This window comes from Alkalicoccobacillus porphyridii, from assembly GCF_007293315.1.
In the GTDB taxonomy this organism is placed as follows: domain Bacteria; phylum Bacillota; class Bacilli; order Bacillales; family Bacillaceae_D; genus Alkalicoccobacillus; species Alkalicoccobacillus porphyridii.
In genome coordinates this window covers 1-12,276 of the sequence record NZ_VLXZ01000019.1, presented here as the reverse complement: position 1 = coordinate 12,276, position 12,276 = coordinate 1, and the positions used below count along the sequence as shown (strand labels likewise).

General features: G+C 40.1%; 13 protein-coding genes. 11 read left to right on the top strand and 2 right to left on the bottom strand.

The window, feature by feature from the left end; translation table 11 throughout:
• The first annotated feature begins 33 nt into the window (after positions 1 to 33).
• On the top strand, positions 34 to 1,245 hold the full coding sequence (gene yhbH / locus FN960_RS19495; RefSeq protein WP_143850551.1) for a sporulation protein YhbH: 1,212 nt from the start codon (positions 34 to 36) through the stop codon (positions 1,243 to 1,245).
• Between the two features lie 143 nt (positions 1,246 to 1,388).
• On the opposite strand, the gene FN960_RS19490 is transcribed toward yhbH, so the two are convergent.
• A complete protein-coding gene (locus FN960_RS19490) occupies positions 1,389 to 1,595 on the bottom strand; it encodes a hypothetical protein (RefSeq protein WP_143850550.1) in 207 nt (68 codons plus the stop codon).
• A gap of 309 nt (positions 1,596 to 1,904) precedes the next feature.
• Between FN960_RS19490 and FN960_RS23355 the strand changes: the two genes are divergently transcribed.
• The 10 genes from FN960_RS23355 (at position 1,905) to FN960_RS19445 (ending at position 10,307) form a co-directional block, all read left to right on the top strand.
• Positions 1,905 to 2,048, top strand: coding sequence for a Rha family transcriptional regulator (locus tag FN960_RS23355; protein WP_185971117.1), 144 nt, complete (start codon positions 1,905 to 1,907; stop codon positions 2,046 to 2,048).
• A gap of 223 nt (positions 2,049 to 2,271) precedes the next feature.
• Positions 2,272 to 2,784 carry a hypothetical protein gene (locus FN960_RS19485; RefSeq protein ID WP_143850549.1) on the top strand — a complete coding sequence of 171 codons (513 nt, stop codon included), beginning with the start codon at positions 2,272 to 2,274 and terminating at the stop codon, positions 2,782 to 2,784.
• A gap of 145 nt (positions 2,785 to 2,929) precedes the next feature.
• A complete protein-coding gene (locus FN960_RS19480) occupies positions 2,930 to 4,180 on the top strand; it encodes a serpin family protein (RefSeq protein WP_185971116.1) in 1,251 nt (416 codons plus the stop codon).
• Position 4,181: 1 nt separating this feature from the next.
• Positions 4,182 to 5,393 carry a serpin family protein gene (locus tag FN960_RS19475; protein WP_143850547.1) on the top strand — a complete coding sequence of 404 codons (1,212 nt, stop codon included), beginning with the start codon at positions 4,182 to 4,184 and terminating at the stop codon, positions 5,391 to 5,393.
• Positions 5,394 to 5,458: 65 nt separating this feature from the next.
• Positions 5,459 to 5,989 carry a hypothetical protein gene (locus FN960_RS19470; protein ID WP_143850546.1) on the top strand — a complete coding sequence of 177 codons (531 nt, stop codon included), beginning with the start codon at positions 5,459 to 5,461 and terminating at the stop codon, positions 5,987 to 5,989.
• Between the two features lie 9 nt (positions 5,990 to 5,998).
• Positions 5,999 to 6,481 (top strand): hypothetical protein, encoded by a 483-nt coding sequence (locus FN960_RS19465; protein WP_143850545.1) that lies wholly within the window; start codon positions 5,999 to 6,001, stop codon positions 6,479 to 6,481.
• A 175-nt stretch (positions 6,482 to 6,656) separates the two neighbouring features.
• The gene (locus FN960_RS19460; RefSeq protein ID WP_143850544.1) at positions 6,657 to 7,751 is read left to right on the top strand and encodes an iron-containing alcohol dehydrogenase family protein; all 1,095 of its coding nucleotides are present in this window, start codon (positions 6,657 to 6,659) and stop codon (positions 7,749 to 7,751) included.
• Positions 7,748 to 8,554, top strand: coding sequence for a MetQ/NlpA family ABC transporter substrate-binding protein (locus FN960_RS19455; protein WP_143850543.1), 807 nt, complete (start codon positions 7,748 to 7,750; stop codon positions 8,552 to 8,554). Before FN960_RS19460 ends, FN960_RS19455 begins: the two co-directional genes overlap by 4 nt.
• A gap of 66 nt (positions 8,555 to 8,620) precedes the next feature.
• Positions 8,621 to 9,643: a methionine ABC transporter ATP-binding protein gene (locus tag FN960_RS19450; RefSeq protein WP_143850542.1), complete on the top strand. Its 1,023-nt coding sequence runs from the start codon at positions 8,621 to 8,623 to the stop codon at positions 9,641 to 9,643.
• 64 nt (positions 9,644 to 9,707) lie between these two features.
• Complete coding sequence (locus FN960_RS19445) at positions 9,708 to 10,307, top strand: methionine ABC transporter permease (RefSeq protein ID WP_143850583.1); 600 nt, start codon at positions 9,708 to 9,710, stop codon at positions 10,305 to 10,307.
• A 113-nt stretch (positions 10,308 to 10,420) separates the two neighbouring features.
• Here the strand turns inward: FN960_RS19445 and exaC are convergent, their stop codons facing one another.
• Positions 10,421 to 11,938: an acetaldehyde dehydrogenase ExaC gene (exaC, locus tag FN960_RS19440; protein WP_143850541.1), complete on the bottom strand. Its 1,518-nt coding sequence runs from the start codon at positions 11,936 to 11,938 to the stop codon at positions 10,421 to 10,423.
• Positions 11,939 to 12,276 lie beyond the last annotated feature (338 nt).

Below are 12,276 nucleotides of genomic sequence, written 5' to 3'. Positions count from 1 at the left end.
ATATGCAAACTTATCCATAATGGTGCTTGTTGAATGAAAAAGTTTCAGATATATATCCAAGGAGGGAAACAAGTGAAAAAAGACGAATATCAAGGCTTCGCTGTGTCACAGGAGAACTGGTCCCTCCACCGCAAAGGCTATCAAGACCAACGCCGTCACCAGGAGAAGGTACAGGAAGCCATTAAGAAAAACCTTCCCGATTTGGTCAGTGAAGAGAGCATTGTGATGTCTAATGGAAAAGATGTCATTCGAATTCCGATTAGGTCCTTGGATGAATATAAGATTCGATACAATTATGATAAAAACAAACACGTGGGGCAAGGACAGGGTGATACAAAGATTGGAGATGTGGTCGCCAGGGATCCAAAAGCACAGCAGCAGGCAGGCCCAGGAAAAGGGCAAGGCCCTGGAGATCAAGCTGGTGAGGATTATTATGAAGCCGAGGTTTCAATCGCAGAGCTTCAAGAACTATTATTCTCCGAACTAGAGCTGCCAAATCTTCAGAAAAAAGAAGAAGATGAAATCATTATTGAAGATATTTCGTTTAATGATATCCGCAAAAAGGGACTAATGGGCAACGTCGACAAGCGCCGCACTATTCTCTCAGCCATTAAACGGAATGCCCTCACTGGTAAACCAGGCATTAATCCCATCTCAAACGACGATCTTCGTTTTAAAACATGGAACGAAATCACAAGACCAGAATCTAAGGCCGTTGTAATTGCCATGATGGACACAAGTGGATCCATGGGACGCTTTGAGAAATACATGGCCCGAAGCTTTTTCTTTTGGATGTCCCGCTTTTTGCGTAGCAAGTACGAAACCGTAGACATTGAATTTATCGCGCACCACACAGAAGCGAAGCAGGTCTCAGAGGAGGACTTCTTCTCCAAGGGTGAAAGCGGTGGTACCATTTGCTCGTCTGCTTACAGAAAAGCGTTAGAAGTCATTGAACAGAAATATGAGCCAAGTCGCTATAATATCTATCCATTCCATTTTTCCGACGGTGATAACCTCACCAGCGACAATGCCCGCTGCTTAAAGCTAGTAGAGCAGTTAATGAGCGTCTCCAGTATGTTTGGATATGGTGAAGTCAATCAATACTCTCGTCACTCGACTCTTATGAGCGCATACAAAAACATAGATGATCCGCGTTTTCGTTATTATATTCTTAAAGAACAAGGCGACGTGTATCACGCGATGAAGGAGTTTTTTAGGAAGGAATTTGAGGGAGCGGCAGTGTAAGAAAGAGGGGAGCCCGGCGGATGCCGGGCTTTTTTGGTTTTATTTAATTATATGAGAGCTTTAGGAGCTATCAAGAACTTATATCGACTAATGGACAGGGAGATCTTCGATGACTCATATCTTGATGCAGATATCGAGGTTGATTAACCCTCTTCCCTCATTGGTGGAAGATCATTAGATGCGAAACGCTCTGAATAAAATGATGCGCAGAATAAGTATAAAAAACCAGCAGTAAATATCTCTACACTCGGTTCGATGCCGAAAAGTGGGACTATGAAATATACAGCGAGTCCCCCAACAAAAGCTATTACTACAGCAAGAAGCCATCTGGCATTATAGTTCCTATACATAATTAACCCTCCAATTTATTTTTAGCAATCTATATAGTATCGTCCTTTATTTAGGAGGAACGCCGTTTTCTTATCATCGGAATCACAAGGGAACATGCAAGAAATGTTCCGATGAATACACCTATAACATTAGTCCAATAAAAATCTCATCCTATGATAAAGGAGAGTAAGATCACAACAGCAAATGCAACTGCACCCAAATTTATTAAATTTGTACATGAAAAAACCTCCAAATAAGTATGCTATTTCTCTATCCCGAGAGGCGCTTACAAAACATTGGAGGAAATACTGAATTTAGGAGGAAATAAAATGACTCAGTTAGTATTCATTGAAAATAGTCATGTAGTTACAGACAGTCTAACGGTAGCGGATTCATTTGGTAAGTCGCATGAGGTGAGGAGGGATATTCGTCACCTTGAATGCAGCAAGAAATTTCCACTTTCCAATTTTTGAGAGTCGAATTATGAGAATGGAAGAGGCCGCACTTATAAGAGATACCTCATCACGCAAGATGGGTTCTCCTTCCTGATAATGGGTTACACAGAGAGTGCGGCGTATGCCGGTTTTTTTGCTGTTTATTTTTATTGTTTGAGAGCTTTTGAAGTGGTTTCAATATAATACATATGGCTATAGTAATGTGAGTAGTTGATAAAGCTCAAATGAGGAGGCGATCCGCGTGTTTTTATACCATCTTTATGGTAATAAGTATGAAAGCTTAATAAAAATGAAAAAAGTCAAAGAGCAAGGTTTGCATCCAAAATTAACTTCTATGTATTTAGGCACTGGCGGCGGGGGAGATTTTTATCCAGATATAATGGAGCGAGTTCGATTAAGATCACCTGGAGCAGAATGGATAAATTTTGACGTAGGAATTGTTGTGACACTTAGCCCTTACGACTTTAAGAATTATTTGAGATTCCCGATATTCACCAATAAAATCATGGTATTTGATAGGGATATAACAACAAAACTATTTTCTTACATCGAGGATGAATACGTCATAGATGAAAGTGGAATAGCTGGAACCATGATTGAACCAGGCACTCCATCAAAAGAAGAACTTGTTAAACAATATTGGGGAAGTGGAGTCACATTAGAAAACTATATGAAAAACAAACCTTTTTCTAACACCGAGATTATGGTTTTTGAGCGAGTTCCTAAAAACCAACTAACTTTAATATCAGAATAAACCTACTTATCTCTCTACGATTATATTTTTACCTTCAAACCCCACTCCTACTTATCAAAAGTAAAAACTTCGTAAAATTAGTAAAATTCTATAGGTTATTTGCAATCTCTGTCGAATAGTGGATAAGAGAAGGGAGTGGACGTACGTGAAAAAAAGCCTACTAGTGCTTTCGATAAGTTTAATTATAATATCTGGGTGCGGTTCACAATCAACAGGATCTAACGGTCAACCAACTCCACCCGATACTCTTCATTATGAACCAAATAAACCTATAGAAGTCGAGCAACCTCTAACAACGACGGATCTCGGTGGTTTTTCTTTTGAGCTTTTTCGGACAGTGTTTGAAGAAGAAGGTGATCTTCAAAATACGTTGATTTCACCTTATAGTGTGCAAATGGCGCTATTGCTTCTTGCGAATGGGATAGACGAAAGCAATAGAGAATTAATCATGGATACCCTATATCTATCAGAGACAGATTTGGATGAAGAAAACGAACGGATGCAGGAGCTGTTAGAGATCTTTAAAGGGTATGAAGAAGCAGAAATAAAAACTGCTAATTCATTATGGCATAAGGATAAGCTAACAGTACTAGAGGAATACGAGGAGCTAATAAGTACTTTCTATAATAGTGAGATTCATCTAATGCCTGACATTCAACCTGAGGATGAGATAAATGAATGGGTCTCAGAGAAAACAAATGGATTGATTCCAAGGATGTTGGATGAAGTAGACCCAAAAGTTGTTGCTTATCTTATGAATGCTGTTTACTTTAACGCCAATTGGCAGAATGCGTTTAAAGAGAATCTGACAACTGAGGAGACATTTCACCTTCTGAATGGTGAGACGATAGAGCATCCTATGATGAAACAAACCGAGAAATTCCCTCTAATAGAAGGAGACTCCTTCCGTGCAATCAAAATTCCTTATGAACAGGAAGGGTTATATATGGCGGTGGTTTTACCAGATGAAGGGGAGTTTGAAAATGTTGGTTCAAATCTAGAGGATGCTTTTAATGTTGAGAAATGGATGCATGCAAAGGTGGAGCTACAAATGCCTGCTTTTTCGTTTTCTGCTAATTATTCATTGGCCCCCAAATTAACTGAATTAGGATTAGGACCACTTTTTCAAGGGAAAGTGGGTTTACCTAATATGTTTAATGAACACGAACCATATGAAATCAATAGAGTCATACACAAGACTTTTATAGACGTAGATGAAAAGGGGACGGAGGCAGCCGCTGCTACCGGAATAGAAATAACGGTTGAGTCCGCTGAGATTATAGAAATAGAACCATTTATTGTTGATCGCCCATTTTTCTTTGCAATAATGGATGATACTACGGAGTCGGTTTTGTTTATGGGCAGTGTGATTGAGCCCATGTTAAAGGAGGAATAATATGAAGCGGGTTCAATATCTGCTTATCGGTGCAGGGCTTATTTTAGCAGGTTGTGGAACGGAAAATACCGAACCAGAACCTCGGGCAGCTATCACTTTGGATCATACCTTCAAGAATGGTCAATCTCAATTTGCTATGAATCTGTTTCACGAGGTCTTTAGTGAGTATGGTATTGAAGATAACACACATATCTCTCCTTATAGTGTTCAGTTAGCCCTTCTTCTAACAGCAAATGGTCTGGCTGACGCTGATCAGCAGGTGATATTGGAGACCCTTCAATTAAATGAATTAGAGCTAGACATGATAAATGAAGAACTGCAAACCTTGGTAGAAGCCTTTTCTGATTTATCACATACAGAAATAGAAACCGCCAACGCCATCTGGCACATTCCAGAGCTAGAGGTAGAAGAAAGCTATCATAGCATGCTTAAGAATTCGCTTGTTGGTGAGGTAAATGAACTGCCTGAAGAGAAACCGGAGGACGCAATTAACAATTGGGTGGAAGAGAATACGAATGGACATATTGAAGTGCTGTTGGCAGAAGTCCCGCCAGAAATAGTAGCTTATGTCATTAATGCGGTCTATTTTGATGCTAATTGGTTGGTTCCATTTGAAGAAGAACAAACAAGTCCAAGTCCCTTTCATTTATTAGATGGCTCAACTATCGAGCATCCTATGATGAGACAATCAGCTGACTTTCAATATTATGAAGAAGACCATTTCCAAGCGATCAAAATACCATATGAGGATGAAGGTTTAACGATGAGTGTCATTTTACCGGAGGAAGGCATGTTTGAGGAGGTAGTAGGGGACATAGATAGTGAGTTATTCTGGAATGGAGAGTGGCAGACGGAACACGTGGATGTAACCATGCCAACCTTTACCTATGAAGCGGAGTATTCGTTGATTCCTACGTTATCTGTGCTCGGTATGGATTCCGTTTTGTTAACGGAAATTGACTTTGCGCCGCTATTTGGTCCAGATTCTTTGTATAAGATTGATGAAATTCTTCATAAAACCTTTATTAAAGTTGATGAAGTAGGAACAGAAGCAGCGGCGGTTACATCTGTTGCAATCGAGGAGACTTCAGCAGTGGTTGGAAAGCCCTTCAACGTCGACCGTCCTTTTGTTTTTGCGATAACGGATGAAGTAAGTGAAACCATTCTATTTATGGGCAGTGTGGTTGAGCCTGTTGTGGAGGAAGACGAATAAACTGTCTCAGGTCACTAGCATCGTATTAATTTGCTGTTCATACTATGATCGAGGGAGGAATGATCATGGAGTATGTTCGGGATTACGTGATGTATATGGCGGTGTTTGGTTTTTTTAGCTTTGTGTGGTTTGGTTGGGCACAGGAGAATCCGAGACCAAGCTGGAGAAAGTATATAGGCGTAGCATCTGGGCTGGGGTTTGTCATAAGTAGTATTGGGATCTATTTAAGTATTCAACACTGGAATGACGCATCCGCTTTGAATCAAGCAACAGCATTTAATTTATATCTTATCTTTGTATGGGCGGAAATCATTATCTGCATGGTTGGTGCGATTCTACTGACTGTGTTTAAAAAGAAGCATATGATTGCTCCTTTTGTTGCGTTTATTGTTGGTAGTCATTTTATTGGGCTAGCTCCAGTGTTTGCTGATCCAACTCTTTATCTGCTTGCACTGCTAATTATGGTGATTTCATGTGTCTCTCTTCCTGTCGCTAAGCGGCTACAAGTTGCGCCAAGTGCCATAACGGGTATCGGAACAGGCTCGGTTTTATTTTGTTTTGCTATATTAGGTTTTGTACGTTACTTATTAGTATAGGGGACAATCATGCGTAGGATCTTATTACTCATTTTACTTGTGTTATTGACGATTGGTTTTATTTTTTCTAATATGCTTGCAAGTGTTCATCCACCTTACAGCAGTATGGGGAACATTGCTATATTCTTTATGATTGCTTGCATTCCCCTTTTTGCTGGTTTGGTTTACTGCTGGATTCATGTCCTTACTAGTCCACCAAAATGGTTGGCACCTCTTTTGTTACTTCATGTCGTATTAGCTATTTATTTTCAAATTCAAGCAGTTGATGAGTATCGTCTACTTTTAGTAAATAACTATCCAGAGTATGAAACAAATAGTAGTAGGGAGGAAGTGGAGGAGTATATCCACGCAATTACACAAGGCACACATAACCAAATGAACAAGATGTATTTTAATTTGAACACATGGCTTGCGTTTATTTCTGGTACTGTGCTGGTTGCGATATTAGTTATGCATTTTAAAAGAAGACAAGTTAAATCGGAAATTTTTTGAATAAATCTATTAATGTAATCGTGTTCATCGGAATTAATACTTTAACTCTGTGACGGAGAAGAGTATTATTATGAGGTAGAATAAGGTTTAGCGTAATTTACTGTGGAATGCTTAGGTTGATCCTGTTAAAATGATTAAATATATCAAAATAGTCAGTTTAATGGAGAGTGATTGAATGCTACAGATAAAGGTGGGACCGGGATATTATCTGTGTGAACAAACTATTCTAAGTTCGTTAGAAGAAAAACTACAAGAACGTGGCATTAGAAGAGTCTATGTTCTACATGGGGAAAAGTCGCTTGAAGCAGCCAAGCCTTATCTTCCATCATTTGATCAAATGGAAGTGTTCTACGGGTTATACAAAGGTCATTGTACAGATAAAGAAGTGGCCAGACACCAGCTACAGGCTGCTGAATTTAAAGCGGATTGTATCCTCGGAATTGGTGGCGGCACTGCAATGGACCTAACCAAAGCATGTGCTCATGAGATGAATATTGACACTATTCTTATTCCGACTCTTGCTTCTACTTGTGCGCCTTGGTCAACGTTAAGTGTGTTTTATAACGAGCAAGGAGAATTTATCCGTTATGACTCCTTTCCTAAAGGTATTGGACTTGTACTAATTGAACCAGAGATTATCGCGCAATCTCCTATACAATATCTGAGAGCTGGAATTGGAGATACAATAGCAAAGTGGTATGAGGCTGAGGTGCTTACAAGAGATTTAGAAGACTTGCGTATTCCAGTAAAACTCGCGCTAGATGCAGCACAAACCTGCCGCGATGCATTGTTAACACATGGAGGGGCGGCGCTAGATTCCTTAAAGCAGAAGAAGGTAACTAATGAATTAATCCAGGTTATTGAGACAAACATCGTTGCAGGAGGTTTAGTAGGTGGTTTGGGTGATAATTATGGCCGGATTGCGGCAGCGCATTCCATTCATAATGGCTTGACAATTTTTCCTGAAACTATATGTCGATTGCATGGTGAAAAGGTTGCCTATGGAATCCTGGTTCAACTAGGAATTGAAAAAAACTGGGAAGAAATTAATAGACTTATCCCATATTATCAAATGTTGGGTTTGCCAGTGAAGCTACACGATATAGGTTTAAGAACCGAAGATAAAGTATTGGATGCCTTGGTAACAAGAGCATTAGCTGTTGGAGAATCCATTCATTATATGAGCAATTCTCCTACATCAGATGAACTGAAACAAGTCATACTAAATATAGAAAAATTAATGGATAGGAAAGAGGGAGTAGTAGGATGAAGAAAATTCTAGGATTTGGACTTGCGGCACTAACTGCAGGTGTATTGTCAGCTTGTGGTTCGAGTGAAGGTGGGGCGTTAGCTGAGGATGAAATTACAGTTGGTGTTACAGCTGGTCCACATGAGCAAATTATGGAAAAGGTTCAGGAAATAGCTGAAGCAGATGGCTTAACGGTTAATTTAGAAGTTTTCACTGATTACTCCATACCAAATACAGCTTTAAGTGAAGGCGATATAGATGCTAATAGCTATCAGCATAAGCCATTCCTTGATAATTATAATGAAGGACAAGGAGATACCTTAGTTGATGTAGCAACAACAGTTAACTTTCCGATGGGTTTATACTCAAATGAATTAGAAGAGCCAACAGACATTACTGATGGTTCAAAAGTTGCGCTTCCAAATGATACAACAAATGGTGCTAGAGCGTTAATGATGTTTGAAGATGCTGGTCTAATTACATTAGACGAAAGCGCAGGGACAAATGCTTCCGTTTTAGATGTTACGGAAAATCCTTATGATTTACAGTTTATTGAAGCAGAAGCTTCTCAACTTCCTAGACAATTAGATGAGGTGGCATTGGCAGCTATCAATACAAACTTTGCTACGGAAGCAGGATTGAGTCCACAGGATGACTCTATTTATATTGAACCAGAAGACTCTCCTTGGGTAAACACGATTGTGGTTCGCGATGAGAACAAAGGGGATCCTGTTGTACAAAAACTAATTGAAGCGTATCATTCAGATGAAGTCAAGCAATTTATAGAAGATGAATTTGAAGGGTCTGTTATTCCTTCTTGGTAAGAGCACTGTATGAATCTTAGCCCTGCTCAGTATGAGTAGGGTTTTTGTTAAGAGAGGAGCAGCATAATGATTAAAATTAAATCCATATCAAAAACCTTTTCATCAAAAAAAGGTAAGGTAGAAGCACTAAAGAAAGTTTCGCTAAGTGTAGAAGAGGGTGAAATTTTCGGTGTTGTTGGCTATAGTGGGGCTGGTAAAAGTACATTAATTCGTGTGGTCAATCGTCTTGAGCAAGTAGATTCAGGTAGTGTCATTATTAAAGGCGATAATATTACGCAAATGACTAAACACCAGCTGCGAGAAGCTCGCAAAGGAATTGGGATGATCTTTCAAGGGTTTAATCTGCTCAAAACAGCAACAGTTTATCAAAATATTGCTATTCCTCTAAAGCTGGCAGGTGTTCCTGATAAGGAAATTGATGAGCGTGTGAAACGGTATTTAAGTGTGGTTGGATTAGAAGGAAAATATGATTCATACCCGGCACAGCTATCAGGTGGTCAAAAACAACGTGTGGCAATTGCTAGAGCTCTTTCTCATGAGCCACGTGTCTTGTTAAGTGACGAAGCAACAAGTGCTCTCGACCCTGAAACAACAGAGTCTATCCTCCAGCTATTATTAAAAATTAATCGCGAGTTTGGCATTACAATTCTGTTAATTACCCACGAAATGCATGTGATTCAAAAAATATGTGACCGTGTAGCCGTTATGGAAAATGGCGAAATAATTGAGCAAGGTAAAGTGGTAGAACTATTTTCAAATGCAAAGGAGCTTACGACAAAGAAATTCATTAATAGCTTATTTCCAGATGATATCCCATCAGAACTTATTAAAAACTTAAGAGCAACTGGTCCCATCGTTAGTCTATCCTTTGTTGGACATTCAACTGGTAAGCCTGCGCTGTCGCTAGCTTCCAAGCAATTTGACGTACACTCGAATATTTTATCGGGCAATATTGTCCAGTTAAAGGACGAGCCTTATGGAAGATTAGTTACGCATTTACAGGGATCTGAAGTAGAAACAGCTAAAACGATTGAGTTCTTACGTAATGAGGGTGTGCGTGTAGAGGAGGTAAGTGGTCGTGAACTTTGATTTTGCAACATTTTTTGATACAAGGGGTCCAGCTATATGGGAGGCAACCCAGCAAACCTTTGTGATGGTAGGAATTTCATTTGTGGTGGCATTACTTATTGGACTGCCACTAAGTATTATCCTTGTACTAACAAGACCAGGTCAGCCAACACAAAATGTGATTATCTATCAATTCTTTAATGCCATCATCAATATTTTCCGTTCCTTGCCATTTATTATTTTACTGTTTTTCATTTTGCCATTTACGAAATTTATAATGGGTACCACAATTGGCGTACAAGGTGTACTCGTGCCGTTAGTTATCTATACCGCACCTTATATTGCAAGACTTATGGAATCTGCACTGTTAGAAGTAGATAAGGGTGTGCTTGAAGCATACGAAGCAATGGGTTTTAAACGCTATCAAATCATCTGGCATGTTATGGTTCGAGAGGCAAGACCGTCTATTATCTTAGGTATGACAATTGCCATCATCGGACTTATCGGGGCAACAGCAATGGCTGGTTTAGTTGGTGCTGGTGGACTTGGTGACCTAGCTTACAGATTTGGACACCTTCGCTATGAGGTAGATGTTATGTATGTCACCGTTATACTCTTAATTATTATTGTTCAAGGTGTCCAGTCTATTGGAAACCGTTGGGCAGCGAAAGTCAAAAAGGATTAGTATTGAGATTTTATTTATGGTAAGTGCTTGATACCAAGAAACTCATTAAATTAAAGACATAAAAAGAAACGGACATTAGAATAGTGTCCGTTTCTTTTTTATTTGAGGCAGTTTTAAAAGAAGCCTTGTGCGTCATCACTATAGCTAACTAAAAGATTCTTAGTCTGCTGATAATGAGAGAGCATCATTTTATGATTCTCGCGTCCAATCCCTGATTGCTTATATCCACCAAATGCGGCATGAGCTGGGTAGACGTGATAGCAGTTTGTCCACACTCGTCCAGCCTGAATTTCACGGCCAAACTTGTATGCCGTATTAATGTTTCGAGACCAGATACCGGCTCCAAGTCCATATAAGGTATCATTTGCGATTGCTAATGCTTCCTCATCATCTTTAAATGTTGTCACAGAAAGTACAGGACCAAAAATCTCCTCCTGGAAAATTCTCATTTCATTTGTTCCTTTAAAAATGGTTGGTTCTACGTAGAAGCCGTTGTCCATTCCTTCAACCTGGCGTGTACCTCCGCCAATTAAGCACTCAGCGCCTTCTTGTTTTCCAATCTCCAGGTAGGAGGTGATTTTATCGAGCTGCTCCTGGGAAGCCTGTGCCCCAATCATTGTATTGGGATCTAATGGGTTTCCGGAGGTGATTTCCTTCACTCTTTTGAGCGCGCGTTCCATGAATTCTTCATAAATGTCTTCGTGGATGAGTGTTCTGGAAGGGCATGTACACACCTCACCTTGGTTTAGGGCGAACATCACAAATCCTTCAATCGCTTTATCTAAGTAAGCATCGTCCTTATCTAATACATCTTTAAAGAATATATTTGGTGATTTACCGCCAAGCTCTAATGTTACAGGGATAAGGTTTTCTGATGCGTATTGCATAATTAGTTTTCCGGTCGTTGTTTCTCCGGTGAAGGCAATCTTAGCAATTCGTTTATTAGAGGCAAGAGGTTTACCAGCTTCCTCTCCAAATCCATTCACAACATTTACAACACCGGCTGGCAATAAATCCTCAACTAGCTCTAAAAGTACAAGAATTGAGGCGGGTGTTTGCTCAGCTGGTTTTAACACCACGCAGTTTCCAGCTGCAAGAGCAGGAGCGAGTTTCCATACAGCCATTAATATCGGGAAATTCCAAGGGATAATCTGTCCAACTACTCCAAGAGGTTCATGAAAGTGATAGGCAACGGTCTGATCGTCAATCTGGCTAAGAGTGCCTTCTTGAGCTCGAATCACACCAGCAAAATAACGAAAATGATCAACTGCTAAAGGAATATCCGCATTTAAGGTTTCCCGAACGGGTTTACCATTATCCCACGTTTCTGCAACAGCCAACGTTTCCTTATTTTCTTCAATTCGGTCAGCGATTTTATTTAATAAGATGGCTCTTTCTGTTGGCGTTGTTTTGCCCCATGACGCCTTGGCCTCATGTGCGGCATCTAATGCCAACTCAATATCCTCAGAGGAAGAGCGGGCAATCTCACAAAATACCTCGCCAGTGACGGGGGAAACATTCTCAAAATATCCACCATTCACTGGGGCTGTCCACTTCCCACCAATGAAATTGTCATATCGTTCCTTAAACGTTACTACAGAATTTGTTGTTCCAGGCTGCTGATACACCATGAATAATCCCTCCATCGTAAGTATTAAGAATCCCCTTAAGTGTATACCCAAAACAACAAAAATGTAAGCGCTTATTTTTAAAATAGTGGATTTTTTTGGATTGGTTTTTGGGGAGGTGGCGAGCTGATATTTGGTAAAGGGGACGGCTGCGGATAAGAGGAGTGGAGGGGAATCGGTGTGGAGATGAAAAAGCGGCGGGAGGAGAGGAAGAATCGGTGTGAGAGGAGGTAAAGCGGCGAGAGGATATCGGGAAAGAGGACCGGATATCGGGAAAGAGAGGTGGATATCGGGAAAGAGGGCTGGATATCGGGAAAGAGAAGCAGATATCGGGAAAGAGA